27 protein-coding genes are annotated in these 24,616 nt (G+C 66.2%); 13 read left to right on the top strand and 14 right to left on the bottom strand.

Annotation, left to right across the window (positions count from 1 at the left end; translation table 11 throughout):
- Window positions 1-7: 7 nt before the first annotated feature.
- A complete protein-coding gene (locus tag ACGFK1_RS11060) occupies window positions 8-997 on the bottom strand; it encodes a malate dehydrogenase (protein ID WP_393428292.1) in 990 nt (329 codons plus the stop codon).
- A gap of 144 nt (window positions 998-1,141) precedes the next feature.
- Here ACGFK1_RS11060 and corA point away from each other — a divergent pair, with 144 nt between their 5' ends.
- On the top strand, window positions 1,142-2,245 hold the full coding sequence (gene corA / locus ACGFK1_RS11055) for a magnesium/cobalt transporter CorA (RefSeq protein WP_393428291.1): 1,104 nt from the start codon (window positions 1,142-1,144) through the stop codon (window positions 2,243-2,245).
- 93 nt (window positions 2,246-2,338) lie between these two features.
- On the opposite strand, the gene ACGFK1_RS11050 is transcribed toward corA, so the two are convergent.
- From ACGFK1_RS11050 to ACGFK1_RS11025, 6 genes are all read right to left on the bottom strand, one after another.
- On the bottom strand, window positions 2,339-2,932 hold the full coding sequence (locus ACGFK1_RS11050) for a suppressor of fused domain protein (RefSeq protein ID WP_393428290.1): 594 nt from the start codon (window positions 2,930-2,932) through the stop codon (window positions 2,339-2,341).
- Entirely contained in the window at window positions 2,929-4,164 is a 1,236-nt protein-coding gene (locus ACGFK1_RS11045; RefSeq protein WP_393428289.1) for an ABC transporter ATP-binding protein, read from the bottom strand. Before ACGFK1_RS11045 ends, ACGFK1_RS11050 begins: the two co-directional genes overlap by 4 nt.
- A gap of 4 nt (window positions 4,165-4,168) precedes the next feature.
- Entirely contained in the window at window positions 4,169-5,005 is an 837-nt protein-coding gene (locus ACGFK1_RS11040; protein WP_393428288.1) for a carbohydrate ABC transporter permease, read from the bottom strand.
- A gap of 13 nt (window positions 5,006-5,018) precedes the next feature.
- Window positions 5,019-5,945, bottom strand: coding sequence for a carbohydrate ABC transporter permease (locus ACGFK1_RS11035; RefSeq protein WP_393428287.1), 927 nt, complete (start codon window positions 5,943-5,945; stop codon window positions 5,019-5,021).
- Complete coding sequence (locus ACGFK1_RS11030) at window positions 5,942-7,339, bottom strand: ABC transporter substrate-binding protein (RefSeq protein WP_393428478.1); 1,398 nt, start codon at window positions 7,337-7,339, stop codon at window positions 5,942-5,944. The genes ACGFK1_RS11035 and ACGFK1_RS11030 overlap by 4 nt, the downstream gene beginning before the upstream one ends.
- Before the next feature lie 186 nt (window positions 7,340-7,525).
- Window positions 7,526-8,053, bottom strand: coding sequence for a general stress protein (locus tag ACGFK1_RS11025; RefSeq protein ID WP_393428286.1), 528 nt, complete (start codon window positions 8,051-8,053; stop codon window positions 7,526-7,528).
- Between the two features lie 107 nt (window positions 8,054-8,160).
- Here ACGFK1_RS11025 and ACGFK1_RS11020 point away from each other — a divergent pair, with 107 nt between their 5' ends.
- Both ACGFK1_RS11020 and ACGFK1_RS11015 read left to right on the top strand, forming a co-directional pair.
- The gene (locus ACGFK1_RS11020) at window positions 8,161-8,853 is read left to right on the top strand and encodes a DUF4190 domain-containing protein (RefSeq protein WP_393428285.1); all 693 of its coding nucleotides are present in this window, start codon (window positions 8,161-8,163) and stop codon (window positions 8,851-8,853) included.
- Between the two features lie 2 nt (window positions 8,854-8,855).
- Window positions 8,856-9,251 carry a DUF4190 domain-containing protein gene (locus ACGFK1_RS11015; RefSeq protein ID WP_393428284.1) on the top strand — a complete coding sequence of 132 codons (396 nt, stop codon included), beginning with the start codon at window positions 8,856-8,858 and terminating at the stop codon, window positions 9,249-9,251.
- 5 nt (window positions 9,252-9,256) lie between these two features.
- On the opposite strand, the gene ACGFK1_RS11010 is transcribed toward ACGFK1_RS11015, so the two are convergent.
- On the bottom strand, window positions 9,257-10,225 hold the full coding sequence (locus tag ACGFK1_RS11010; protein WP_393428283.1) for an HpcH/HpaI aldolase/citrate lyase family protein: 969 nt from the start codon (window positions 10,223-10,225) through the stop codon (window positions 9,257-9,259).
- Between the two features lie 26 nt (window positions 10,226-10,251).
- Here ACGFK1_RS11010 and ACGFK1_RS11005 point away from each other — a divergent pair, with 26 nt between their 5' ends.
- The 4 genes from ACGFK1_RS11005 to ACGFK1_RS10990 all read left to right on the top strand — a co-directional run bounded on the left by ACGFK1_RS11005 (window position 10,252) and on the right by ACGFK1_RS10990 (window position 14,765).
- Window positions 10,252-11,604, top strand: a complete 1,353-nt coding sequence (locus ACGFK1_RS11005; protein WP_393428282.1) for a magnesium transporter MgtE N-terminal domain-containing protein — start codon at window positions 10,252-10,254, stop codon at window positions 11,602-11,604.
- A complete protein-coding gene (locus ACGFK1_RS11000) occupies window positions 11,601-12,152 on the top strand; it encodes a DUF1003 domain-containing protein (RefSeq protein WP_393428281.1) in 552 nt (183 codons plus the stop codon). Before ACGFK1_RS11005 ends, ACGFK1_RS11000 begins: the two co-directional genes overlap by 4 nt.
- A gap of 86 nt (window positions 12,153-12,238) precedes the next feature.
- Window positions 12,239-13,588, top strand: a complete 1,350-nt coding sequence (locus ACGFK1_RS10995; RefSeq protein WP_393428280.1) for a lytic transglycosylase domain-containing protein — start codon at window positions 12,239-12,241, stop codon at window positions 13,586-13,588.
- 34 nt (window positions 13,589-13,622) lie between these two features.
- Window positions 13,623-14,765 (top strand): Mrp/NBP35 family ATP-binding protein, encoded by a 1,143-nt coding sequence (locus ACGFK1_RS10990; protein WP_393428279.1) that lies wholly within the window; start codon window positions 13,623-13,625, stop codon window positions 14,763-14,765.
- Between the two features lie 16 nt (window positions 14,766-14,781).
- Here the strand turns inward: ACGFK1_RS10990 and tatB are convergent, their stop codons facing one another.
- The 4 genes from tatB to sigE form a co-directional block, all read right to left on the bottom strand.
- Window positions 14,782-15,180: a Sec-independent protein translocase protein TatB gene (gene tatB / locus ACGFK1_RS10985; protein ID WP_393428278.1), complete on the bottom strand. Its 399-nt coding sequence runs from the start codon at window positions 15,178-15,180 to the stop codon at window positions 14,782-14,784.
- A complete protein-coding gene (locus tag ACGFK1_RS10980; RefSeq protein ID WP_393428277.1) occupies window positions 15,180-16,673 on the bottom strand; it encodes a S1C family serine protease in 1,494 nt (497 codons plus the stop codon). Before ACGFK1_RS10980 ends, tatB begins: the two co-directional genes overlap by 1 nt.
- Before the next feature lie 69 nt (window positions 16,674-16,742).
- Complete coding sequence (gene rseA / locus ACGFK1_RS10975) at window positions 16,743-17,138, bottom strand: anti-sigma E factor RseA (protein WP_393428276.1); 396 nt, start codon at window positions 17,136-17,138, stop codon at window positions 16,743-16,745.
- Between the two features lie 87 nt (window positions 17,139-17,225).
- Window positions 17,226-17,978 (bottom strand): RNA polymerase sigma factor SigE, encoded by a 753-nt coding sequence (gene sigE, locus ACGFK1_RS10970; protein WP_393428275.1) that lies wholly within the window; start codon window positions 17,976-17,978, stop codon window positions 17,226-17,228.
- A gap of 178 nt (window positions 17,979-18,156) precedes the next feature.
- Between sigE and ACGFK1_RS10965 the strand changes: the two genes are divergently transcribed.
- Window positions 18,157-18,834, top strand: coding sequence for an O-methyltransferase (locus ACGFK1_RS10965; RefSeq protein ID WP_393428274.1), 678 nt, complete (start codon window positions 18,157-18,159; stop codon window positions 18,832-18,834).
- Here ACGFK1_RS10965 and ACGFK1_RS10960 read toward each other — a convergent pair.
- Window positions 18,820-19,500, bottom strand: a complete 681-nt coding sequence (locus tag ACGFK1_RS10960; protein ID WP_393428273.1) for a GAP family protein — start codon at window positions 19,498-19,500, stop codon at window positions 18,820-18,822. The two genes, ACGFK1_RS10965 and ACGFK1_RS10960, sit on opposite strands and share 15 nt — an antisense overlap.
- Window positions 19,501-19,647: 147 nt before the next feature.
- On the opposite strand from ACGFK1_RS10960, the gene ACGFK1_RS10955 reads away from it, so the two are divergent.
- Genes ACGFK1_RS10955 through ACGFK1_RS10935 form a run of 5 tightly spaced genes read left to right on the top strand, consistent with a single transcriptional unit; the run spans window position 19,648 to window position 24,214 of the window.
- Window positions 19,648-20,334, top strand: coding sequence for a TetR family transcriptional regulator (locus tag ACGFK1_RS10955; protein WP_393428272.1), 687 nt, complete (start codon window positions 19,648-19,650; stop codon window positions 20,332-20,334).
- On the top strand, window positions 20,306-21,238 hold the full coding sequence (locus ACGFK1_RS10950; RefSeq protein WP_393428271.1) for an ATP-binding cassette domain-containing protein: 933 nt from the start codon (window positions 20,306-20,308) through the stop codon (window positions 21,236-21,238). The genes ACGFK1_RS10955 and ACGFK1_RS10950 overlap by 29 nt, the downstream gene beginning before the upstream one ends.
- Window positions 21,235-22,845, top strand: coding sequence for an ABC transporter permease (locus ACGFK1_RS10945; protein WP_393428270.1), 1,611 nt, complete (start codon window positions 21,235-21,237; stop codon window positions 22,843-22,845). The genes ACGFK1_RS10950 and ACGFK1_RS10945 overlap by 4 nt, the downstream gene beginning before the upstream one ends.
- A 9-nt stretch (window positions 22,846-22,854) precedes the next feature.
- Window positions 22,855-23,529 carry a methyltransferase family protein gene (locus ACGFK1_RS10940; RefSeq protein WP_393428269.1) on the top strand — a complete coding sequence of 225 codons (675 nt, stop codon included), beginning with the start codon at window positions 22,855-22,857 and terminating at the stop codon, window positions 23,527-23,529.
- Window positions 23,530-23,539: 10 nt separating this feature from the next.
- On the top strand, window positions 23,540-24,214 hold the full coding sequence (locus ACGFK1_RS10935) for a methyltransferase family protein (protein ID WP_393428268.1): 675 nt from the start codon (window positions 23,540-23,542) through the stop codon (window positions 24,212-24,214).
- Here the strand turns inward: ACGFK1_RS10935 and ACGFK1_RS10930 are convergent.
- Window positions 24,187-24,588, bottom strand: a complete 402-nt coding sequence (locus ACGFK1_RS10930) for a hypothetical protein (RefSeq protein ID WP_393428267.1) — start codon at window positions 24,586-24,588, stop codon at window positions 24,187-24,189. The two genes, ACGFK1_RS10935 and ACGFK1_RS10930, sit on opposite strands and share 28 nt — an antisense overlap.
- Window positions 24,589-24,616: the final 28 nt, after the last annotated feature.

Here is a 24,616-nt window from a genome sequence, read left to right as displayed (position 1 = left end):
CTGGAACTCAGATCAGTCCCAGCTCGGTGACGGCCCTGCGCTCGTCGTCCAGTTCAGCGGTGGACTTGTCGATCCGGCCGCGGGAGAACTCGTCGATCTCCAGACCCTGCACGATGCTCCAGTTGCCGTCCTTGGTGGTCACCGGGAACGAGGAGATCAGGCCCTCCGGGACGCCGTAGCTGCCGTCGGAGAGGACGGCCATGGACACCCAGTCCCCTTCGGGGCTGCCGAGCAGCCAATCGCGGGCCGCGTCGGTGGTCGCGGAGGCAGCCGAGGCGGCAGAAGATGCGCCGCGGGCGTCGATGATCGCCGCGCCGCGCTTGGCGACAGTGGGGATGAAGTCGTTCTCGATCCACGCCTGGTCGTTGACCACCTCGGCGGCGTTCTTGCCGCCGACCTCGGCATGGAAGATGTCCGGATACTGGGTGGCCGAGTGGTTGCCCCAGATCGTCACCTTCTTGATGTCGGTGACGGCCGCGCCGGTCTTCTTGGCCAGCTGGGAGATCGCGCGGTTGTGGTCGAGGCGAGTGAGCGCCGAGAACCGCTCCTTCGGAATGTCGGGGGCGTTGCTCATCGCGATCAGCGCGTTGGTGTTGGCCGGGTTACCGGTCACACCGATACGGACGTCGTCGGCGGCAACCTCGTTGAGCGCCTTGCCCTGGGCCGTGAAGATCGCGCCGTTGGCCTCGAGCAGATCGCTGCGCTCCATGCCGGGACCACGCGGACGGGCGCCGACCAGCAGGGCCAGATTCGTCCCGTCGAAGATCTTGTTGGCGTCCGCGCCGATCTCGACGCCCGCAAGCAGCGGGAAAGCACAGTCGTCCAGCTCCATCACGACACCCTCGAGCGCCTTGAGCGCAGGCTCGATCTCCAGCAGTCGCAGCTCGATCGGGCGGTCGGGGCCGAGCAGCGATCCGCTCGCGAGGCGGAACAACAAGCTGTAGCCGATCTGGCCTGCCGCACCGGTGACGGCGACCTTGAGGGGAGTTGTGCTCACGTCGGATGCTCCTTGGGCGTCGGTTGTCTCCTGGACGAAACTAGCGCACCCGCTTCTTTTGGCGAATGTGCGGGTACGTCGAGACGCGTAGCATTAACCCGCTGATCAGACCTGCGCAGCTGTCCTCTCCCGGGGAGATTAGAGATGCCATCGTTTCGCGCATTGCCATCATCTTTCCGGCCCGTGGCCAGGCCCAAACACACCCATCCGGATGCCAAGTCGATTCACGTACCGGTCGCCCGCGCCATGGTCGACTGTGGCATCTACGTCGACGGTCAGCGGGCGCCGGGCAAGTACACCCACGCCGCGGCATTGAACAAGGTCCGCGAACTCGAAAACGAAGGCAAGAACGCGTTCGTATGGATCGGCCTGCACGAACCCGACGAACACCAGATGCAGGCGGTCGCCGACGTGTTCTGTCTGCACGAACTGGCCGTCGAGGATGCGGTGCACGCGCATCAGCGGCCCAAGCTGGAGCGTTACGACAAGACCTTGTTCCTGGTGCTGAAGACCGTGAAGTACGTCGAGCACGCGTCGATGTCGATCGCGCGGGAGATCGTGGAAACGGGCGAGATCATGATCTTCGTCGGGCGCGACTTCGTGGTGACCGTCCGGCACGGCGAGCACGGCGGGCTGGCCGGGGTGCGCAAGCAACTCGACGCGTCGCCAGCCACCCTCAAGCTCGGTCCGTACGCGGTCATGCACGCCATCGCCGATCACGTGGTCGACAACTATCTCGACATCACTGACCTGATCGAGACAGACATCGACGCGATGGAAGAAGACATCTTCTCGCCGCGCAGCCAGACCAACATCGAGTGCATCTATCTGCTCAAGCGCGAGGTCGTCGAGTTGCGAAGGGCGGTGGCGCCGCTGACGCTTGCGTTGCAGCGGATGGGCACCGACCACAACGACCTGATCTCGATCGAGGTGCGTCGGTACCTGCGCGACGTGCTGGACCACAACACCCAGGCCTCCGACCGGATCACCAGCTATGACGAGATGTTGAGCTCGCTGGTGCAGGCCGCTCTCGGCAAGGTGGCGATGCAGCAGAACGTCGACATGCGCAAGATTTCGGCGTGGGTAGCGATCGCCGCGGTGCCGACCGCGCTCGCGGGCATCTACGGCATGAACTTCGACCACATGCCCGAACTGCATTGGGTGTGGGGCTATCCGACGGTGCTGGCTTTGATGGCGGTCATCTGCCTGCTGCTGTACCGGACGTTCCGGCACAACCACTGGCTGTAAGTTTCGCCGAAACTGCGGGGAGATCGCGTTCAGGCTAAATTTTGCGATCTGTGCGCAGTTTCGCGGCCTCAGGTGGGATTGGCGGCCCGCCGCTCAGGTGGGATTGGCGGCCCGCCGCCGTGGGTCCAGCACGTCGACCCCGTCCTGCGCCCACGCCTCCCGCATCGCGTCGGCGCCTTTGAGGCGCACCCACGCCGCCTCGGTGGCGGTGATCGGCGTGGCCGCCAGCACTGTGACCGGCGGAAGCGGATCGGTCATCGGCACATCGTCGATATCGCTGCGGCTCAACAAGAACGCCGTGAACGCCGCCGCTTCCCACAGCGGCGACTCGAGGTCGATCAACGCGTCGGGCTCCAGAATCAAGCCTTCGACGGCGGGCGCGGCGGCCACGATTGCGATCGACCGGGCCAGCCCCGCGGGCGACGGGCCGCGCAACGCGACGACGACCTCGGCCCGCGGACCGTGCAGCGCGTCGGTCACCATCTCCGCCGGATCGAACATCGGATTGCGCGAACAGCCAATCGACACATAGTGATTCACGCCGTCCTCGTCGGGGCCGAACCGCAGCACGTCGATGCGCTCGGTGCCGAGGAACGTGACGCTCGCTTCGTCGGGTTCGGCGATGATCCCGGCGCGGGTGAAGTGCTCGCTGAGATGCGAGCGGACCTTGGCGAGGACGTCGATCACTCGGCGGGCGGCGGGGCAGGCACCGGCTCACTCGGCGGCTCGGGCTCCGCGGGTTGTGGCGCGTCCGCGGGTTCGATCATCAGGTTCGCGCCGCTGTCCGCGTCGAAGATCACGATCTTCGACATGTCGAATGCCAACTCCATCGTTTGGCCGGGGGTCACCTTCGATTCGGTGGAAACCCTCGCCACGAACTCGTTTTCACCAATGCCGGAGTCAGCCGCCAACTCGGCCAGCTGTGCGGCCTGAGCGCCAGCGCCTTCGGTCTTGAAGTGAACGTATTTGTCGGCGCCGAGCGACTCGACGAAGTCGACCTTCACCTGGAAGGTCAGCGCACGGATTCGTGCGTAGGTGTCGATCAGCGCGGCGTCCTCGAGATGTTCGGGCCGGATCCCCACGATCACGTTGTTGGGCTTCGGGTGCCTGCCCAGCAGATCGTGTACCTCCTGGGTGAGCGTGATCTCCCCGAATGGCAGCCGTACACCGACGTCGATGAGGGTGGCGGGGAAGAAGTTCATCGCAGGCGAGCCGATGAAGCCCGCGACGAACAGGTTGGCCGGGCTGTTGTACAGCTCTTCGGGCGTGCCGATCTGCTGCGCGGCGCCCGCAAGCAGCACCACCACCCGATCGCCGAGCGTCATCGCCTCGGTCTGATCGTGGGTGACGTAAACGGTGGTGGTGCCCAACCGGTTCTGCAGCCGCGCGATCTCTGCGCGCATCTGCACCCGCAGCTTGGCGTCGAGGTTCGACAGCGGCTCGTCCATCAGGAAGGCCTTGGGATTGCGCACGATCGCGCGGCCCATCGCCACCCGCTGTCGCTGACCACCCGACAGTTGCGCGGGCTTGCGGTCCAAAAGCTCAGTCAGGTCAAGGATTTTCGCGGCTTCGTCGACTTTGCGGGCGATCTCGTCCTTGCTCACCTTCCCCAGCGTCAGTGGGAACGCGATGTTCTGCCGGACAGTCATATGCGGGTAGAGGGCGTAGGACTGGAACACCATCGCGATGTCGCGGTCCTTCGGCGCCTTCTCGTTGACCCGTTCGCCACCGATGCGCAACTCGCCCGACGAGATGTCCTCCAGTCCGGCAATCATGTTCAGCGTGGTCGATTTACCGCAGCCGGAAGGGCCGACCAGAATGATGAACTCACCGTCGGCGATGGTGATCGACAGATCTTTGACGGCCGTCGCGCCGTTGGGGTAACTCTTGGTCACCCGGTCCAACACAATTTCGGCCATCGAGCTATCCCTTCACCGCACCGGACGTCAGGCCGGCGACAATCCGTCGTTGGAAAATCAGGACAAAGATAACGATCGGGATGGTGATCACCATCGCGCCGGCAGCGATGGAACCGGTCGGTTCCTCGAACTGCGAACTGCCGGTGAAGTTGGCGATCGCCACCGGCGCCGTGATCGCGCGTTGCGTCGCGGTCAGCGACAACGCCAGCAACAGATCGTTCCACGCGAAGATGAACACCAGGATCGCCGCGGTGACGATGCCCGGCGCGGCAAGCGGCGCAATCACTTTCCGGAACGCCTGGCCGGGCGTGGCACCGTCCATCTTCGCGGCCTTCTCCAAATCCCACGGAATTTCCCGGAAGAACGCCGACAACGTGTAGATCGCCAGCGGCAGCGCGAAGGTGATGTACGGAATGATCAACCCGGGCCAGGTGTCGAACAACCCGATGCTGCGCCACATGTTGAAGATCGGGGTCACCAACGAAATCTGCGGGAACATCGCGATCAGCAGCGCGACGCCGACCAGTAACCGCTTACCCGGAAAATCAAGTCGCGCAACGGCATAGGCCGCCATCCCGCCGACCACCACCGCGATCACCGTGGTGATCAACCCGATGCCGATCGAGTTGATCAGCGCCGAGGAGAAGATGGAGCCTTGGAAAATGCCCTTGTAGTTGTCGAAGGTGATCTGCGTCGGGATCAGCTTGCCGTCCTTGACGGTTGACGTCGGCTTGAGCGACAGGCTCAGGATCCACAGCACGGGGAACAGCGCGTAAACGACGACCAGAACGTTGACGACGGACCAGCCCGTCGCACGTCCCGCGCCGACCCGCTCAGACATCACGCCTCCCTCTTCACTGCCGACCCTCGTCGGCACCCGGCGCCGCAGCGCCGAAGAGCTTGATGTAGATGAACGCGATGAGCGCCACCGACAGGAAGATCAGCACGCTGATCGCCGACCCCAGCCCGAGGTTGAACGCCTTGAAGAGGTTGTCGTAGCCCAGGATCGACACCGAGCCCGTTTCGTTGGCGCCGCCGGTGAGCACATAAATGTTGTCGAAGATGCGGAACGCGTCGAGAGTGCGGAACAGCAGCGCCACCAAAATCGCCGGTTTGATGAGCGGCAGGATCACTTTGACCAACCGCCGCCACGCGCCCGCACCGTCCACCTGCGCGGCGTTCAGCAGATCCTGTGGCACCAGCGCCAGTCCGGCAAGCAGCAGCAGCGCCATGAACGGCGTCGTCTTCCACACCTCGGCCAGCACCACGATGGCCAGCGACGGAATCTGTTCTGTCAGCGGCGCACTGCCTTCCGGCAGGAGGTTCGCCAGATATCCGGTGCCCGGCGTCCACGCGTAATACCAGCTGTACGAGGCTGCGACCGTGACGATGCCGTACGGAATCAGGATCGCGGTGCGTACCACGCCCTTGCCGAAGATCGTCCGGTGCATCACCAGCGCCAGCGCCATGCCGAGCACGAACTCGATCGCCACCGATACCACCGTGATCGCCAGCGTCACCGCGAACGCCGTCCACCAATACCGGTCGGACAGCACGGTGATGTAGTTGCCCAACCCGACGAACGAGGTGTCCTCCGGGGTGGCGAGGTTGTAGCGCTGCAGACTCAGCCACACCGCGTAACCGATCGGGTAGGCGGTGACCAACAGCATCAGTAGCACCGCGGGCGTGATCAGCAGGAACGCCAGCCGCCGTTCCGACTTCTTGTCATCGGTGCCAACGGTCGGCGCGACGGGAGCGGCGGTCGGGGCCACAGCGGTCATGGAATCAGCCCCTTGCCGTCGATGGCCTTCTGCACCTGGGTCGTCAACTCGTCGGCGGTGCGTTCCGGATCGATCGCGGTGACCGGCGACAGCGTGACCGAGATGCGCGTCGACACCGCCTGGTAGACGGGCGTCGCCGGACGCACGGCGGCGTTGGTGAGTTGCTCCCTGATGATCGCGTACTGCGGGTACTTCGCCTGGAAGGTCGGGTCGTCGTAAAGCGACGCCCGCACGGCGGGCAGGCCGCCCTCGACCGAGGTGTACCGCTGGTTGTCGACATTGCGCATACAACGAATGGCCTCGAATGCTTCCGCGCGGTGCTGGGTGGTCTTGGCAACCGCGAGATTCAGCCCGCCCAGCGTCACCTTGGCGGGTTGGCCTTCCTGCACACCCGGATACGACGCAAACCCGAACACCTTCTTGCTGGCCTCGTAGGCCGACTTGAACTGCTCATCGGTCGGTGAGAATGTCCCGACGTCGTTGATGCTGCCCGTCAGGTCGGGCTGCTTGTCCAGCGGCAGGAAACTCACGCCGCCCTTGACCGCGTTTTCGAGCATCGACGGCAACACGAACGGCCAATTCACTTCCAGCGCGGCTTTGCCCTGCTCGAGGGCGAGCCTCGCCGTTCCCTCATCGGTCTGCGTGATGGACGGGTCCGCGCCCGGCGCGGTAGCAACCGACTTCATGATCTGGAGTGCCTTGACGGTGGCGGCGCGGTGTTCGGGTGTGTCGGTCAGCGTGACGGATTTGCCGTCATCGGAAAGCACTTGACCACCAGCGCTTTCCAGCAAGGTGTTGAACCACACGACCAGACCCTCGTACTGCTTGGCCTGAACGGCGATCCAGCTGGGCTTGCCCGCCGCGTGCAAACGTGTCGCCTCGGCGACCATGCCATCCCACGTCTTCGGCGGTTCGTCCATCAAATCAGCTCGATACCAAAGCAATTGGGTATTCGTCGTGATCGGTGCGGCGTAGAGTTTGTCGCGCCAGGTGGCCGTCTCCAGGGGGCCGGGCAGCGTGTTGTTCTTCGCATCGGCCTCAGCTTGCCCTGCAGGATCGTCCGAAAGTGGCAAAGCCCAACCGGCTTCAGCGAACTCGGCGGTCCACACCACGTCCAACGCCATAACGTCCAGCGTCTTGTCGTTGCCGGTGAGCCGGCGCGCCAACTGCAACCGCTGGTCGTCGGCGCCCTTCGGCAAGCTGACTTGCTGAATCTTGAAGCGGCCGCCGAGTTCTTCGTTACAACGCTTGGCGACGGCCGTGAACGTGGCCATCTCGTTAGCCGGGGTGTAGTAATTGATGACGATGCCGCCGCCAGTGGCTGCACACGCGGACACGACTGACGCAGTCGTCAACGCGGCCAATGCCGCAGCACCTAGCCGCCGTGGGCTCACCACTGAAACTCCCGTCCGCGTCGGATGTCGCCGCCGGGGCAGCTCCGGCGGGACTCTCCCGCGGGGCAAACCGTATTGCCAGTCAGGCGTGATTCGCAACACTTTCGATGCGCGCGTCGCACACCGTTACGTAATTGCGAACGAAGGCAAACAGCCAGCTACCAGCGCCGGTAGCTGCAGACGGGGTCAGATCGTCAAGCGCGCCAGCAGATCCCGGCCGCGCTCGGCGCTCTGTGGATCGCAGAGCACGTCGTAGCGACCAGCGACGAGCTGCATGGTCGAGCTGAAATCTCTTGTGCCGCGCGCCATCGCATACGGGATGGCCGACGTGATCAGACCGAAGAACACGCCTGCCACAAGGCCGGTGGCCAGCGCGCCCCACGGGCTGGGACTGAAGAACCCCAGGATCAGCCCGATGAACAGGCCCAACCACGCGCCGGTGATCACACCGCCGCCGAGGACCTTCGGCCAGGTCAGCCTGCCCGTGACGCGTTCGACCTGCATCAGGTCAACCCCGACAATGGTCACCTCCTGCACCGGGAACTGTTGATCCGACAGGTAGTCGACGGCGCGCTGAGCCTCGGCATAGGTCGGGTATGAGCCGATCGGCCAACCCTTCGGCGGGGTGGGCAACTGGGCTGGGCCACCACGCCCAGGGGTCGCGGCGCCCGGCGTCGTGCCTGGGTTCTGTCCTGGCTGGAACGGGCTGGTCATCGGTCTTCCATCTCCTCTATGCGCGCCTGAATTACGTAGCATTTTCTCACCCGGATCAACGATGCGACGGCCGCAATGGTGCCCAGTAGTTGCGCTAGGTTGACAGCATGACAAATCCGGGCGAGGACGCAGGCCGAACGGCATCATCCGACTCCAGCGGCGAGGCATCGCAACCGGCTGCCGGCGGCTACGAGGCGCCCTCGATCGAGCAGTCCGCAGACAGTTCCGCGGAGTCGAGCACCACGCAGCAGTCCGGCGATCAGCTCGGTTATGCGCCGCCGCCCGCCTACAACCCGGCCCCGGTTTACCAGGAGCCCAGCTATCCCCAGCAGCCCGGCTATCCTGGTTTCCCGCCGCCCGACTACCCGCAGCCGATGTCGTACCCGCCTCCTGGCGCGGCCCAGCCTGGCTACCCTCCGCCGCCGTATCCCGGCCCTACCGGCTTTGGCGCGCCGCCATATCCGCCGCCGCCGCAGTACGGCGCGCCGACGCCTGGCTATCCCCCTCCGCCGCCCGGCTACGGTCCGCCACCGACCGGCTATCCGGCGCCCGAATACTCGGCCTACGGTCCCCCGCAGCCGAAGACGAACTCGATGGCGATCGCGTCACTGGTGGCCTCGCTCATCGGATTCCTCTGCTGGCTCGGGTCGATCGCCGGTATCGCGCTGGGCATCCTCGCGATGAACCAGATCAAACGGACCGGTGAACAGGGCCACGGTTTCGCGGTCGCCGGAATCGCGATCGGGGCGCTGTCACTCGTCGTCGGACTCATCTTCTTCGTGGTGGCGTTCAGTAGCTGACGATGACCGCCAGCGACCCGGATTCGAATCCGCCCGTCGACTATCCGGCGAATGTCGGGTTGCCGCCGCCGGTTCATCCGCCGCCGGGGGCACAGGGATATCCGCCCTATCCGGGTTACTACGACCCTTACCGGCCCATCAAGCCGCCGGGTACGAACGCGAAGGCGATCGGCTCGCTGGTCGCGTCGCTCGCGGGGTTGTTCTGTTGCGGCCTGCCGTCGATCGTCGGCCTGGTGCTCGGCGTGGTCGCGATGCGCGAAACCAAACGCACCGGCCAGGACGGCTACCCGATCGCGTTGGTGGGCACGATCATCGGCGGACTCGCCGTCGCGGGCTGGGTGGTCTATCTGCTGCTGTCGATCAGCATCTACGCCAGCGGCTGGCAGTGGGCGCCGTAGCGAGGCTAACTCGGTGGCCGGAACGGTTCGGTGGTGCGCTCCATGCCTGCGGCGCGACCCTTGCCCGCAATCACCAACGCCATCTTGCGGCTGGCCTCGTCGATCATCTCGTCGCCGAGCATCACCGCGCCCCTGGCCCCGCCCGCGCGCGATGTGTGCCACTCGTAGGCCTCCAGGATCAACTCGGCGTGGTCGTAGTCCTTCTGCCGAGGGCTGAAAACCTCGTTGCCCGCCGCGATCTGGTCAGGATGCAGCACCCATTTGCCGTCGTAGCCGAGTGCCGCCGACCGTCCGGCGACCCGCCGGAAGCCGTCCACGTCGCGAACCTTCAGGTACGGCCCGTCGATCGCGAGGACGCCGTGCGTGCGGGCCGCGATCAGGATCCGCATCAGCACGTGGTGGTGCGCATCGCCGACGTCGTAGCCCTCCGGTTGCTCACCCACTTCGAGCGTGCGCATGTTGAGGCTGGCCGCCATGTCGGCGGGCCCGAGGATCAGCGCCTGCATGCGGGGAGCCGCCGCGATGGCGTCAATGTTGGCCAGCCCCTGGGCGTTTTCGATTTGCGCTTCAATCCCGATGCGGCCCACCGGTAGTCCGTGCGTGGTTTCGAGTTGGCTCAGCAGAAGGTCGAGCGCGTGGATGTGCGAGACGTCGGTCACCTTCGGCAGCACGACGATGTCGAGCGATGTGCCTGCCGTCGAAACCACCTCGATGATGTCTGCGTAGGTCCACGGCGTCGTCCAGTCGTTGACCCGCACCCCGCGCAGTTGACCCGCCCATCCCGGCTCAGCGAGAGCGACGGCCACTTGACTGCGCGCCTCGGCCTTCGCCTCGGGTGCGACGGCGTCTTCCAGATCGAGGAACACCTCATCGGCGGGCAGTGTCTTGGCCTTCTCGATCATCTTGGGGTTGCTGCCCGGAACCGAAAGACACGTCCGACGGGGCCGATACGCAGCCCAAAGAGCATCATCCACAGCCCTACTCTCTACTCTCTACAGACATGGCGGCGGTCAACAGGGTCTACGTGGCCCGACTCGCGGGGATGGTGGTGCTCGGCCCTGACGGCGAGTCCATCGGTCGTGTCCGCGATGTGGTGATCAGCATCGGGGTGGCAGGTCATCAGCCGCGGGTGCTTGGCCTGGTCGTCGAATTGCTCACTCGCCGAAGGATTTTCGTACCGATACTGCGGGTGACGGCCATCGAGCCCAGCGCCGTCACCCTCGCGACCGGCAACGTGTCGTTGCGCCGGTTCTCCAAGCGCCCCAACGAGGTGCTTGTGCTCGGTGAGGTCGTCGAAACCCGGGTCCGCGTCGACGATTCCGATCTGCCCGAGCTGTCCGGAATCGACGTCGTGGTGGTCGATCTGGGCATCGAGCAGACCCGCACCAGGGACTGGGTGGTGACCAGGGTCGCGGTCCGCCCGCAGCGCCGCCTCGGCCGTCGCAGCAACGTCTCGGTCGTCGAATGGAATCGGGTGCACGGGCTGACGCCGTCCGGGCTCGCGATGCCCGATCAGGGCGTCGCGCAACTGCTCGAACAGTTCGACGGCCAGCGGCCCATCGAAGTCGCCGAAGCGCTGCGCGAGCTGCCCGCCAAGCGACGGTTCGAGGTGGTCAAGGCGCTCGATGACGAGCGGCTCGCCGACGTATTGCAGGAATTGCCCGAAGACGAACAGGCCGACGTGCTCCGCAAACTGGAGGCCGAACGCGCGGCCGACGTGCTCGAGGCGATGGATCCCGACGACGCCGCCGACCTGCTCGGCACCATGACGCCCGCGGACGCCGAGCAGTTCCTGCGCCGGATGGACCCCGAGGACTCCGAGGACGTGCGCCGGCTGCTGAGCCACTCGCCCGACACCGCCGGCGGCCTGATGACGTCGGAGCCGGTGGTACTCGCGCCCGACACCACTGTCGCCGAGGCACTCGCCAGGGTGCGCGATCCCGATCTGACCCCGGCGGTCGCGTCGCTGGTCTTCGTGACCCGCCCGCCGACCGCGACGCCGACCGGACACTACCTGGGCTGCGTGCACCTGCAGCGGCTTCTGCGCGAGCCACCCGCCGAGTTGGTCAGCGGCATCATCGACACCGACCTGCCGAGCCTGAGCCCAGAAGACCCGCTCGCGGCGGTGACCCGCTATTTCGCTGCCTACAACCTGGTCTGCGGTCCGGTTGTCGACGAGCAGAACCACCTGCTCGGCGCGGTGTCGGTCGATGACGTTCTCGACCACCTGCTGCCCGACGACTGGCGGGAACGCGAGGAACCTGAACTGTCCGGCACCCGCCCGAATGTCGCCGGCCGAGCGGCTCCGATGCCGAATGTCGCCGGCCGAGCGGCTCCGGAAGCAGCGACATGAGCGATTCGTCGGCGCGTCAGCGCCTCGACACGCCGCGCACGTCGCGCCGTCGTTTCTCGCTCAACGTCGACGCCGAGGCCGTCGGCCAATTCAGTGAATCGATCGCGCGTTTCCTCGGTACCGGGCGCTACCTGGCGTGGCAGACCATCCTCGTGATCGTCTGGATCGCGCTGAATCTGTTCGCGGTCGGCCTGCGGTGGGATCCGTATCCATTCATCCTGCTCAATCTCGCGTTCTCCACGCAGGCGGCATACGCGGCTCCGCTTATCCTGCTGGCGCAGAACCGCCAGGAGAACCGCGACCGGGTGTCGTTGGAGGAAGACCGGCGGCGCGCAGAACAGACCAAGGCCGACACCGAATATCTGGCCCGTGAACTGGCCGCATTGCGGTTGGCCGTCGGCGAGGTGGCGACCCGCGATTACCTGCGCCGCGAGCTCGAAGAATTGCGGGAATTGCTGGCCGAATTGCGCCAGCCGCAAGCGCCGGCGGACGGCGAAGCCGCGACGAAGTCCGACGGGTCGCAGGGGCGGGCCAAACGACCTGGGTGATCGGGTATTGCGATTGCTGCAACGGCCGAAATGAGAGTAGGTATGGTGACTTGGTTCACCATTCACCGCACACCTAGGACGGTTGAGTGCACATAGGGGGACGAGCCGCCGTTGACGCAGCGCGGCGCCGAGCACGGCGACTCGTAGGCAAGCCTGCCTTCGGCGTTGCCATCATCGCTCCGCTCGTCCTCGCCGGGGCCGTCGGCGCCTCCGCACCGACACCGGTCCGCGATTCCGCAGTGACGCCACTGGCGGCCGTTTCATCCTCGGCGAGCAACCGCGACGGTGCGTCCGTGGTTGCGGTCACCAAGAGCCCGTCCGCGTTTCACATCGCCGCGACCACGATCTCCGCTCCCCCGCCCTCGGCGGTGGTGAATTCGCCTGGGACACTTCGCATTCCGGCGGTCGCGCTGTCGGCCTACCGCAACGCGGAGCGGATGATGGCCGCCGCCTACCCGACGTGCGGGGTGAGCTGGAACCTGCTGGCGGGCATCGGGCGCATCGAGTCGCTGCACGCCAACGGCGGCGCCACCGACTCGCGCGGCACGGCGGTACAGCCGATCTACGGTCCCGCGCTGGACGGCACGCTGCCCGGCAACGAGGTCATCGTGCAGAGTCGCACGTCCAACCGCGTGACGTACGCGCGGGCGATGGGTCCGATGCAATTCCTGCCCGGCACCTGGTCGCGCTACGCCAGCGACGGCGACGGCGACGGTAAGGCGGACGTGCAGAACGTCTACGACGCGTCACTGGCGGCGGCCCGCTACCTCTGCAGCGGCGGTTTGAACCTGCGCGACCCCAGCCAGGTGATGACCGCAATTCTTCGCTACAACAACTCCATCGCCTATGCCCGCAACGTGCTGGGCTGGGCCGCGGCCTACGCGACCGGTGTGGTGCCGGTGGATCTGCCGCCGATCACCGGGCCGGTGCCGCCGCTCGGCGACACCCACCTGGACAACTATGAGGGCCTTGGCCCCGGGCTGCCTGCTAACGCGCTGGGGTTGCCCGCCAACGACCCGCTTGCGCTGATTCCGATGATGGGTCGCGGCGATGTCGCCAGCCAGCTCTATCCAGGTCAGGTCCTCGGCCCCCTACCCGGGCCCGCACCGCTGGTGGCGCCCAAGCAGCCGGAGCCCGAGCAGCCGGCCACACCGCCGTGGCTGCCGCCCTGGATGCAGCAGCCGCCTGCGCCGCAGGAACAGCCGCGTCCCGCCGAGTGCGCGGTGTTCTGCATCACCCCGACGGCGCCCGCGCCGAGCGTCGCGCCGGCACCGGGTGACGCGCAGATGCTGATGCCTCAGGCACCGCCCGCGGCTCCTGCGCCCCTCAACCAGTCCGCGCCCGGGCCTGCACCAGGCCCGGCACCGGCAGAGCAGCCGATTCTGCCGCAGGCGCCCGGTCCGGCGCCCGGCCCGGCCGCGGGACCGGTCGGTTAAGAACGCGGCGCGAGTCGGCCTAGACTCGTCACTGATGTCTGCATCTCCCCCAGAGCTGGAATCGGCGATCCGCGCCGCACTGACCAAGGTCATCGACCCCGAGCTGCGGCGGCCGATCACCGAGCTCGGCATGGTCAAGAACGTCACCGTCGACCACGACGCCGGAGTGCACGTCGAGGTGTATCTGACCACGGCGGCGTGCCCGAAGAAGACCGAGATCTCCGAGCGCGTCAGCCGTGCGGTTGCCGATGTGCCCGGCACCGGCGCGGTCAAGGTCAGCCTCGATGTGATGAACGACGAGCAGCGCACCGAACTTCGTAAACAGTTGCGCGGCGACTCGCGTGAACCGGTGATCCCGTTCGCTCAACCGGGTTCGCTGACCCGGGTGTACGCGGTCGCGTCCGGCAAGGGCGGCGTCGGCAAGTCCAGCGTCACGGTGAACCTCGCCGCCGCAATGGCCGCGCGCGGATTGTCGGTCGGCGTGCTGGACGCCGACATCTACGGGCATTCGGTGCCGCGGATGATGGGCACCACCGACCGGCCCACCCAGGTGGAGTCGATGATTCTGCCGCCGGTCGCACACGACGTGCGGGTGATCTCGATCGCGATGTTCACCCAGGGCAACACCCCGGTGGTGTGGCGGGGGCCGATGCTGCACCGCGCGCTGCAGCAGTTCCTGGCCGATGTGTACTGGGGCGACCTCGACGTGCTGCTGCTGGACCTGCCGCCGGGCACCGGCGACGTCGCGATCTCGGTGGCTCAATTGATCCCTGGCGCGGAGATCCTCGTCGTGACGACACCGCAACTGGCGGCGGCTGAGGTGGCCGAGCGGGCGGGCGCGATCGCGCTGCAGACCCGTCAGCGCATCGTCGGCGTGGTGGAGAACATGTCCGGACTGCTGATGCCCGACGGCACGACTATGCAGATTTTCGGCGAAGGCGGCGGCACGCAGGTGGCCGAGAGCCTGTCCCGTTCGGTCGGCGCGGATGTGCCGCTGCTCGGCCAGGTTCCGCTTGACCCGGCGCTCGTCGCCGCGGGAGACGACGGAGTGCCGCTGGTGTTGTCGGCGCCGGATTCGGCGGCGGGCAAGGAGCTTCGGAAGATCGCCGACGCGCTGTCCAGTCGCAAGCGCGGGCTGGCAGGCATGTCGTTGGGGCTGGACCCCGCCGGGCGTTAGGTTTTCGCGCGGAGACTCAGGTGGCGTCGGCGTCGAACGGCGTCGTAGCGGGCGGCTCCGGCTTTGCGACGGGCTGGGGCGCAGGGGCCGACAGCGGCTTCTCCGCGGCGGGTTCGGACTTGTCGAACTTGCCGGTGAAGATCGAATCATCGCCGTCGAGAAGGTGTTTCGTCAGAGCGGCACGCGGCGTCATGCCGCGCAGTTTGTTGAGCTCGCTGAGCGGTTCGCGCAGATCCTCGAATTCGGGACCGAGGTCTTCACGCAGTTGACTGGTAGCTCCGCTGATGTAGTCGCGGGCCTGTCGCACCGCACCCGACGTCCAGCGGATCGCGCCGGGCAACCGCTCGGGCCCGAGAATCACCAGCCCGGCGATCACCAGGACCAGCATCTCGCCCCAGCCGACGTTCGCGAACATCAGACCGCCGGATTGTCGGCGCCAGGGGTCACCATCAGGGTGACATGACGGCCGTCGCGAACCACCTCGATCGGCGCCTCCTGGCCGATCGTCAACTGGCGCACCGCGACGACGAATTCGTCAGCGTCGGCGACGGTGCGATTGCCGACCTTGACCACGACGTCGTTCTCGAGGATGCCGCCCTTCTCGGCGGGGCCGCCTGCCTTCACGTTGGCGACCTGCGCGCCCGACGCGATGTCGTTGCTGACCGAGCGGGCGGTCAGGCCCAGCGTCGGGTGGGCGATCTTGCCGTCCTTGATCAACGCGTCGACGACCTGCTTGACCTCGTTGACCGGAATCGCGAAGCCAAGGCCACTGGCGCTGTCGGACAACGACTTACCGGCGGTGTTGATGCCGATGACTTCGGAGTTCATGTTGATCAGCGGACCGCCGGAGTTGCCGTGGTTGATCGACGCGTCGGTCTGCACACCGTCGATGACGGTGTCGGTGTCCGAGCCGTCGCCCGACAGCGGGACCGGCCGGTGCAGGGCGCTGATGATGCCGTGCGTGACGGTGCTGCGCAGCCCCAGCGGCGCACCGGCCGCGATCACCTCGTCGCCGACGGTCAGCTTCTCGGAGTCGCCAAGCTTGGCCACCGACAGGTTGTCGACGTTGTCGACCTTGAGCACCGCGAGGTCGGTCTTCGGATCGCGGCCGACCAGATTCGCCGGCACTTCCTTGCCGTCGTTGAACACCACGGTGGTCTTGTACTGGCTGGGGTTGGCCGCCGCCTCGGAGATGACGTGGTTGTTGGTCACGATGTATCCGCGCCCGTCGACGACGACGCCGGAGCCCTGCGAACCCTCCGAATCGCTGACCGCTTCGACCGTCACCACCGAATCCGCAATGGCCGCGGCCACTTTCGCGAACTGCCCTTGCGGAGGAGGGCCGTTGTCGCTGGTTTCGAGTGTCACTTTCGATGTGGTGAACGCCTCGACGACGTCGGCGGTCTTGCGGCCGATCCAGCCACCGCCGAAGCCGATCACCAACGCGACGATGGCGAGGACGGCCAGCGCAACGTATGAGACCTTGCCGCCGAACAGCACGTCGCGCACGCCGACCTTGCCCATAGCGGCGGTCGACGGCGCGGGCGCGGACTGGGGCAACGCCGGCGTGCCCAGTGCCGCGGCGGCGCCGGGATTACGCCACGGGTCGTCGGCCTCGTCGAAGTCCTGGACGTCGCGTTCGGCCTCCAACGCGCCGGCATCGGCGGGATGCCGCTGCAGCGAATCGCCGCCGGCGTACGGCCGCCCGAACGCCTCGGCGAGTACCGGGTCGGCTTGTTTGTTGGTCGGTACGTACTCGGTCTGTTCGCGGTAGCGGTCCAGACCGGCAAAGGATCCCTCGACGCCGTCGGGCCGGCCGAACGCACGCCTCGACGCCGGATCGACGGGTGGACGGGACACAGGGCGCGGCTCGAGGCGCTCGCGCCCAGACTGGTCCAGATTGGTCACCCGTTCATCACCCTCTACTGGAGCGCCCGCCCGAAACGTGGGGTCCGGCGCACGTCATTTGGATTCACCCTACCGGCGTCTACGCCGATACCGCGGCGTGCCGTCGGGCCACTGAGGCTGGTCGGCGTGATCGGGCGGCTCCGGGGGAGCATGGTGCGGGATCTGGGACAACATCCCCAGAAGAGACGTCGGCACGACGATGGACCCGGAGTCCCGCAACGCCGCACGGGCTTGCCGCTGGGCCTCGACTTCGGTCGCGCACTCCTGGCACAGCGAAAGGTGGTGCGCGGCGCGCAAGTGGGCAGTCATCCGCAATTCGCCGTCGACGAATGCCGCGACGGCCTCGATCGACAGGTGCTCGGTCGACCCGAACTGGCGTGGCCCGACGGGGGCGTCGCTCTGCGAGGCCAACTGAGAAGGCAGCCAGGAAAATGCTCTGCGGAACACGTGTCCCGGGTCGACCATCACCCAGCTCCTCTCATGTGGTCATGCCGCAACAACGGGCCTGAATCGAATGTAGCGCGGCAGCCTGTGGGCCACACGTGCGAACCGTCAGGCGGTTTTGACCGTGTCGGCCGCGTGGCTGGCCAGGTAATCGCGCAACGCCTGGCGTCCGCGATGGATGCGACTGCGGACCGTGCCCAGTTTGACGCCCAGCGTGGCGCCGATCTCCTCGTAGGACAGCCCTTCGATGTCGCACAGCACGACCGCGGCGCGGAACTCGGGCGGCAGCGAATCGAGTGCGGCCTGCAGGTCAGGACCCAGCCGCGAATCGTGGTAGATCTGCTCGGGGTTCGGCTCGTCGGCGGGCACCCTGTCGTAGTCCTCGGGTAGCGCCTCCATGCGGATGCGCCCGCGCCTGCGAACCATGTCCAAGAACAGGTTCGTCGTGATGCGGTGCAACCAGCCTTCGAAGGTACCTGGCTGATAGTTCTGCACCGAGCGGAAGACCCGGATGAAGGTTTCCTGTGTCAGATCCTCGGCATCGTGCTGATTGCCCGACAACCGGTAGGCCAGCCGGTACACCCGGTCGGCGTGCTGACGGACGAGCTCGTCCCACGACGGCATGGTGGTCTTGTCGCCGGTCGCGTCGAACACCGCAGTACCGGTCAGCTCGTCGTTCGGCTCTACCCACGTCCCGTCGGTGTACTGCTCCAGATGCGCCATCGAAACTGGAGCCAGCTTGGTGGTAGTCGTCGGATCCTCCTGATCACAGCCGTCATCTGTCATCGACGGCTCGATGTGCACGGCAACGCGCTTGTCGATGTTCTTATTCCCAGCACGCCAGCGTTCGCCGTGTTCCATGCGAGATACCGTCTCCGACCGGGGTGTGCTTGGCATATGAGCAAACTGAACTTTTCCTGAGAACATTCGCTACCCGTCTTCTCACCAGCTGAAACGAGTTTCCCCAGGCTGCGATTCTCGCGAACGGGCCGGGCGTGTCGCTGCTGCGGCTCACATGGGTTCGCTCTACGCTGCGGGCATGGCCGGCATCGACGACATCATCGGACCGCAAAGCCGGCCCGAGTCGATCGTGAGCCACGCCGAGGGCTCGATCTCCGAGGATGCGATCGTCGCCGCGGCCCGCGAGCGGGCCGTCGACATCGGCGCCGGCGCGGTCACGCCGGCTGTCGGCGCGCTGATCTGCGTGTTGGCCAAGCTGACCGCGGCCAAGGCAGTGGTCGAGGTGGGCACGGGTGCCGGTGTCAGCGGCCTGTGGCTGCTCTCGGGTATGCGTGAGGACGGCGTGCTCACCACGATCGACGTCGAACCGGAGCATCAGCGGCTGGCCAAGCAGGCGTTCACCGAGGCGGGTGTGGGCCCGTCGCGGACGCGTCTGATCGTCGGCCGGGCGCAGGAAGTGCTCACACGACTTGCCGACGAGTCCTACGACCTGGTTTTCATCGACGCCGATCCGATCGACCAGCCGCAGTTCGTCGAGGAAGGGGTTCGGCTGCTGCGGCCAGGGGGCGCGATCGTCGTGCATCGGGCGGCCCTTGGCGGACGCGCGGGTGACGCGAATGCCAAGGATGCGGAAGTCGTCGCGGTACGCGAAGCGGCGCGGCTGATCGCCGAGAATGAGCGGCTGACGCCCGTGCTCATCCCGCTGGGTGACGGCCTGCTCGCCGCCGCCCGCGACGCGGAGTCACCCGGCGGCTAGGTCCCGTATCCCTCGGCCGATCAGCATCGCGCCGACCAGCAGGAACAACACCACCATCACCGCCTTCTCGTTGGTCTCCAGCCACACCTTGATGCCGACGAGGCGGTCACGCGCGGCCTGCCCGCCGACGAGATAGGCCGCCAACGGCACGGTGACCGTCACCGTCGCCAACACGATGAACGCGCACGCCACGATCACCGCCGTCGGAACCGGCAACCGCGCGGCCGCGATGTCCACGCCGGAAAGGAGCCCCAGCGAGATGCTCGCCGGGTCGACGACACTCAGCACCATCCCCAGGCCCACCGACCCCTTGGCGGTCAGCGCAGCCACCCGGCGCGTCAGCGGGCTTGGTTTCGAGGGCTCGTTACGCCGCCGCCAGTTCCGCCAGGCGAGCAGGATCAACGCGACGCCGATCACGATCCTGGCCACCGACATCGCCGGCCGTGGGTGGCTGTGGTCCGCCAACGCCGGATCGTCGACCAGCGAAAAGATCACCAACCCGGCAGCGACGATCAGCGCAAGACCCGCGACGCGGCCGGACGCGAAGCCGATACCCTTCGCCTTCGCGTCCTGCGAAACCAGGATCAGCATGATCGCGATGATCGGCAGCGGCCCGGCCGCCAGTGCCACCGCCAACGGCAGGATCTCCCCGATCGCTCTTCCCACTCAGCCGCCGTCCTCCCGCAAAGCCACACATGACGTGGAGAAACTATCCAGCGAACTCGCCCGGTGTCGGGAACAACTCGCTCTTTACGAATCTCTTACGGCCTCGGTGCTTGACGATCCACTGAACGCGCGTTTAGCGTACTGAACATGCGTTCAGCACAGGATGACCGCACCGCCGTCGCCCGAATCCGCGATGCCGCGATCGAGCAGTGGGGCGAACACGGGTTCAACGTCGGGCTTCGAACCATCGCCGAGAAGGCGGGCGTCTCCGCCGCACTGGTCATCCACCACTTCGGATCCAAGGACGGCCTGCACAAGGCGTGCGACGACTACATCGCCGAGGAGATCCGCACCGGCAAGTCGGCATCGATGCAGACCAGTGATCCGGCCGAGTGGTTCAGACTGATGGCCGAGATCGATTCATACGCGCCGATGATGGCCTACCTGGTCCGCAGCATGCAGTCCGGCAGCGACCTGGCAAAAATGCTGTGGCAGAGGATGATTGACAACGCCGAGGGATACCTCGAAGAAGGCGTCCGCAACGGCCTGCTCAAGCCGAGCCGCGACCCGCGCGCCCGCGCCAAGTTCATGGGACTTACCGGCGGCGGCGGATTCTTCCTGTTCATCCAGATGCACGACAACCCAACCGATTTACGCGCAGTCCTTCGCGATTACGGCGAACAGATGGTGTTGCCCGCTCTCGAGCTCTACACCGAGGGCCTGATGACCGACTCGACCATGTACGACGCATTCCTCGAGGCACGTGAAAAAGGCATTCCGTTCACATCCAATGAAGGAGAGCACAATGACGGCGGCATCCCTGCAACGGGCTGATACCCCACGGTCGCAGCAAGCTGTCGAAATCCGGGGACTGTCGAAGTCTTTCGGCCGCACCAAGGCGCTCGACGGCCTCGACCTGACTGTCGCGCCGGGTGACATCACCGGCTTCCTCGGCCCGAACGGAGCGGGCAAGTCCACCACCATCAGGGTGCTGCTCGGCCTGCTGCGGGCCGACGGCGGCACCGTTCAACTGCTCGGCGGCGATCCGTGGCGTGACGCGGTCGCATTGCACCGGCGCATCGCCTACGTGCCCGGCGATGTGACGTTGTGGCCCAACCTGACCGAGCTTCAGGCCATCGACTTTCTTGCTCGGCTGCGTGGCAACGGCGTCGACACGCGGCGCCGCGATCTTTTGATCGAGCGATTCGAACTCGATCCGCACAAGAAGGCGCGCACCTATTCGAAGGGCAACAGGCAGAAGGTGGCAATCGTCGCGGCGTTCTCCACCAACGCTGAGTTGTACATTCTCGACGAGCCGACGTCGGGGCTGGATCCGTTGATGGAGAAGGCGTTTCAGTCGTGCGTCAGAGAGGTCGCCGACCGGGGTGCCGCGGTGCTGCTCTCCAGCCACATCCTGGCCGAGGTGGAGAAACTGTGTGACAACGTCACGATCATCCGCGCCGGTCGCGCGGTGAAATCGGGACCCCTCGGCGAACTGCGGCATTTGATGCGGACCACCATCGCCGTGCGCACTCGCGGCGACGCCCGTGCGCTGCAACAGGTTCCGTATGTGCACGACTTCACCTCCCAAGACGCCGAGGCCCGCTTCTCGGTTGACCGCACCGATCTGGACTTCGTGATGGAACACCTCACCGAACTCGGTATTGAGGAACTCACGGTGACGCCTGCCTCGTTGGAAGATCTCTTCCTGCGCGAGTATCAGGGTGTGAACCGATGACAACGGCGGTCGCGGGCAGGCATGAGGCCGTCGCGCCTGGCTCGCCGTTGACCGGGGCCACGGGTCTGCTACGGCTTGCGCTGCGCCGCGACCGGATCCGGCTGTCGGTATGGGTCGCGGTCCTGACGCTGATGATGGTGTACGCCCCGAACGCGATCAAGCTGGCGTATCCAGAAGAGGCGCAGCGATTGGCGCGGGTCAACCTGCTCAAGACACCCGCGGGAATGATGTTGGGCGGACCAATGTTCGGCGGCAACGAGACCGATCTCGGCGTGATGATGGCCAACGAACTGATGCTCACGCTGATCGTCACGGCGTCCATCCTGGCCATCACCACCGTCATTCGGCACACCCGTGCCGAGGAGGAGAACGGCAGCGCCGAACTGGTGCTGTCGTCAGTGGTCGGCCGCCACGCCCGCACGTATGCCGCGTTGATCCTCGTTGGCGGTGTGAATGCCGTCCTCGCGGTCACCATGACGCTGGCGATGGCATCGACCGGGTTCCGGGTGGTCGACACCGCGGCGATGTGCCTCGGAATCACCGGCGTTGCCATGGTGTTCGGGGCGGCGGCCGCCGTGACGGCGCAGTTGTGGCGCCAGGCCCGGGCCGCGACCGGAGCGGCGATGGGCGCCTTGGCCGCGGCCGCGTTGGTGCGCGGCATCGGAGACGTCATCAACAATTCCGGATCCGCACTGAGTTGGTTCTCCCCCATCGCGTGGGCTCAGCAGATGCGCCCGTTCGTCGACCTGCGCTGGTGGCCGTTCGCGCTTCTGGTCGCGCTCGCCCTGGCGTTGATGACACTGGCGGCCTGGCTGGAAAGCCGCAGGCAGTACGACGACGGCGTCATGCCGTCCACCGGGGAGAAGCCGAACGCGCGCCCGATCAGAGGTGTTCTCGGTTTGCATCTCACGCTGCAGCGCGGCCAGGCCGTCGGCTGGACGGTCGGATTGTTCTTGGCAGGCTTGGCATTCGGCTCGATGACCAAGTCGCTGCTCGACGCCGCGAAGGACAACGAGCTTCTTGCCAGGGTGCTTGCCGCGCAGGGTAACGACGGTGTCTACACGACGATGACGCAATTCCTCGCGGCGGCCGCCACCGCATATGTGGTCAGTGCCGTGCTGCGGGTCTACAGCGACGAGCAATCGGGACTTGGTGAGGCCGTGTTGGCGGGTGCGGTGTCGCGGTGGCGATGGCTGCTGACCACGGTGGCGGCCGCGTTGATCGGGTCGGTTGTGCTGATGTTCTTCGCCGGCCTCGGCAACGGGCTGGGCGCGGGCCTCACGCTCGGTGAGCCCGCGACGATCGCGAGGTTGACGCTCGCGGGCCTGGCCTACGTGCCCGCCATGGCGGTCATCGCGGGCGTCGCCGCTCTGGCCGTCGCCGTCCGAAGCACCTGGATCGGTTGGCTGGCAGTGACATTCGTCGTCACATCGCTCTATCTCGGTGCACTGCTGAGGTTGCCGCGATGGCTGATCGACCTGTCGCCGGTGGGCCGCACCACGGCGCCGTCGCACTATTCGGCCGTCGCGCTCACGGTCATGGTGGTCGCCGCCGCGGCGCTGACGCTCATGGCCGGGTGGATGTATCGCAACCGCGACGCTCTATGAGGTGATGATATGAAGACCGCACTACAGGTGACGGTTACGTCCTTGCTCAGTTTCGGGTTGTTCGCGCTGGCGCTGTTCTGGCCGGCGGGCACGTTCGACTACTGGGAGGCGTGGGTGTTCCTCGGCATCTACCTGGTGTTGTCGGTGATCTTCACGGTGTACATCGGCCTGACCAACCCCGCGGTGTTGCGCAGGCGGATGAACGCAGGCCCGCGCCACGAGTCCAGGCCTGCCCAGCAGGTCATCAGCGCGGGCATCGTGCTGGCGTTCGCTGCGCTGCTTGTGGTTTCGGCGCTCGACCATCGATTCGGCTGGTCGCACGTCCCGACCCCGGTGGTCGCCATCGGCAACCTGCTGGTGGTGGCGGGGCTCAGCATCGCCATGGTTGTCGTCAACCAAAACGTCTATGCCGCAGCGAATATCACGGTCGAGGCGGACCAGGCGGTGATCTCCACCGGCCTTTACGGGTTGGTCCGGCACCCGATGTACTTCGGCGCGCTGGTCATGCTCATCGGCGTTCCGCTTGCGCTCGGGTCGTTCTGGGCGTTGCTGATCGATGGCTTCTACCTGGTCCTGTTCGCCGCGCGAATCTTCGACGAGGAGAAGGCACTGGCGGAGGAACTGACGGGCTACCAGCAGTACACCCAGAAGGTGCGCTCCCGACTGATACCCGGTGTGTGGTGAGGAGCGAGCAATGAAGACGGCCATTCAATCGGTGGCAACGTCGATCGTCGGATTCGGCATCTTCCTGCTGCTGGTGTTCGCGCCCGCCGGAACCTTCGACTACTGGCGGGGCTGGGCGTTCATCGCGGTGTTCGCCGCTGCCACACTGATCCCCAGTGTGTACCTCGCCGCCACCAATCCCGCTGCCTTGCAACGACGTATGCGGGCCGGTCCCGCGGCGGAGAGTCGGCCGTTGCAGAAACTCATCATCACGTTCGCGTTTCTCACGCTGGCAGCGATGATCGTGGTGAGCGTTCTGGACTACCGCTTCGGTTGGTCATCGGTGCCGGCCGCCGTCTCCGTCGTCGGCGATGTCCTGGTCGGTGTCGGCCTGCTGATCGCGATGGGAACGACGATCCAGAATGGCTATGCCGCGGCGAACATCAACGTGGAAGCCGACCAGAAAGTGGTGTCGACCGGTATGTATTCCGTTGTCCGCCATCCGATGTACTCCGGCAACGTCGTGCTGATGATCGGTGTTCCGCTTGCGCTCGGTTCGTATTGGGCACTGATGTTGGTGCTTCCCGGATTGGCTGTGCTTGCCGCGCGCATTCTCGACGAGGAGAAGGCGCTGACTTCCGATCTCACGGGGTACGACGAATACGCCCAGCGAGTGCACTACCGGTTGGTGCCAGGCGTCTGGTGACGACGCGCGGCCGACCACACCACGAGGAACACCGCGACGACCGCGAACCGCAAGCCGGTGTTCCAGATCATGGTCGCGTTCGGTGCCGTGAGTGTCATGTAGACGACGTCGAGGACGCCGCTTGTCGCGTGCAGCACCACCACCGTCGTCACGATCAGACCCAGCGCGGGCCGATCCGTGATGCGGCTTGCGCCGAACGACAGCACTGCGACGGCGAGTTCCGCCGCGGCGACCAGGTAAACGAGCAGGTAGTCGGGCTTCGTGATGGTGATGCCCACCATCGCCGGAATGGCCCTGGGAAACACCATCAGTACTGCCGCGCCTGCCAGGGTGATCAGGCCGTGCAATACGAAAACCGCCCTCAGCGCCGTCATATCGGTCCTCCCTGTCATGTCGCCGAGC

Source organism: Mycobacterium sp. NPDC048908 (genome assembly GCF_043197955.1).
Lineage (GTDB): Bacteria > Actinomycetota > Actinomycetes > Mycobacteriales > Mycobacteriaceae > Mycobacterium.
The sequence above is the reverse complement of the archived record's forward strand: the minus strand, read 5'-3'. Positions and strand labels throughout refer to the sequence as shown.

Excerpts from the sequence above, each read along its gene's own strand:
- ACGFK1_RS10935 (WP_393428268.1), top strand. The coding sequence starts at position 23,540 with ATGAAGACGGCCATTCAATCGGTGGCAACGTCGATCGTCGGATTCGGC.
- ACGFK1_RS11015 (WP_393428284.1), top strand. The coding sequence starts at position 8,856 with ATGACCGCCAGCGACCCGGATTCGAATCCGCCCGTCGACTATCCGGCG.
- rseA (WP_393428276.1), bottom strand. The coding sequence starts at position 17,138 with ATGGTCGACCCGGGACACGTGTTCCGCAGAGCATTTTCCTGGCTGCCT.
- ACGFK1_RS10955 (WP_393428272.1), top strand. The coding sequence starts at position 19,648 with ATGCGTTCAGCACAGGATGACCGCACCGCCGTCGCCCGAATCCGCGAT.
- ACGFK1_RS10950 (WP_393428271.1), top strand. The coding sequence starts at position 20,306 with ATGACGGCGGCATCCCTGCAACGGGCTGATACCCCACGGTCGCAGCAA.
- tatB (WP_393428278.1), bottom strand. The coding sequence starts at position 15,180 with ATGTTCGCGAACGTCGGCTGGGGCGAGATGCTGGTCCTGGTGATCGCC.
- ACGFK1_RS11045 (WP_393428289.1), bottom strand. The coding sequence starts at position 4,164 with ATGGCCGAAATTGTGTTGGACCGGGTGACCAAGAGTTACCCCAACGGC.
- ACGFK1_RS10930 (WP_393428267.1), bottom strand. The coding sequence starts at position 24,588 with ATGACGGCGCTGAGGGCGGTTTTCGTATTGCACGGCCTGATCACCCTG.
- ACGFK1_RS11040 (WP_393428288.1), bottom strand. The coding sequence starts at position 5,005 with ATGTCTGAGCGGGTCGGCGCGGGACGTGCGACGGGCTGGTCCGTCGTC.
- sigE (WP_393428275.1), bottom strand. The coding sequence starts at position 17,978 with ATGGAACACGGCGAACGCTGGCGTGCTGGGAATAAGAACATCGACAAG.
- ACGFK1_RS11025 (WP_393428286.1), bottom strand. The coding sequence starts at position 8,053 with ATGACCAGCCCGTTCCAGCCAGGACAGAACCCAGGCACGACGCCGGGC.
- ACGFK1_RS11000 (WP_393428281.1), top strand. The coding sequence starts at position 11,601 with ATGAGCGATTCGTCGGCGCGTCAGCGCCTCGACACGCCGCGCACGTCG.
- ACGFK1_RS11020 (WP_393428285.1), top strand. The coding sequence starts at position 8,161 with ATGACAAATCCGGGCGAGGACGCAGGCCGAACGGCATCATCCGACTCC.
- ACGFK1_RS10990 (WP_393428279.1), top strand. The coding sequence starts at position 13,623 with ATGTCTGCATCTCCCCCAGAGCTGGAATCGGCGATCCGCGCCGCACTG.
- ACGFK1_RS10940 (WP_393428269.1), top strand. The coding sequence starts at position 22,855 with ATGAAGACCGCACTACAGGTGACGGTTACGTCCTTGCTCAGTTTCGGG.
- ACGFK1_RS11005 (WP_393428282.1), top strand. The coding sequence starts at position 10,252 with ATGGCGGCGGTCAACAGGGTCTACGTGGCCCGACTCGCGGGGATGGTG.
- ACGFK1_RS10945 (WP_393428270.1), top strand. The coding sequence starts at position 21,235 with ATGACAACGGCGGTCGCGGGCAGGCATGAGGCCGTCGCGCCTGGCTCG.
- ACGFK1_RS10965 (WP_393428274.1), top strand. The coding sequence starts at position 18,157 with ATGGCCGGCATCGACGACATCATCGGACCGCAAAGCCGGCCCGAGTCG.
- corA (WP_393428291.1), top strand. The coding sequence starts at position 1,142 with ATGCCATCGTTTCGCGCATTGCCATCATCTTTCCGGCCCGTGGCCAGG.
- ACGFK1_RS11035 (WP_393428287.1), bottom strand. The coding sequence starts at position 5,945 with ATGACCGCTGTGGCCCCGACCGCCGCTCCCGTCGCGCCGACCGTTGGC.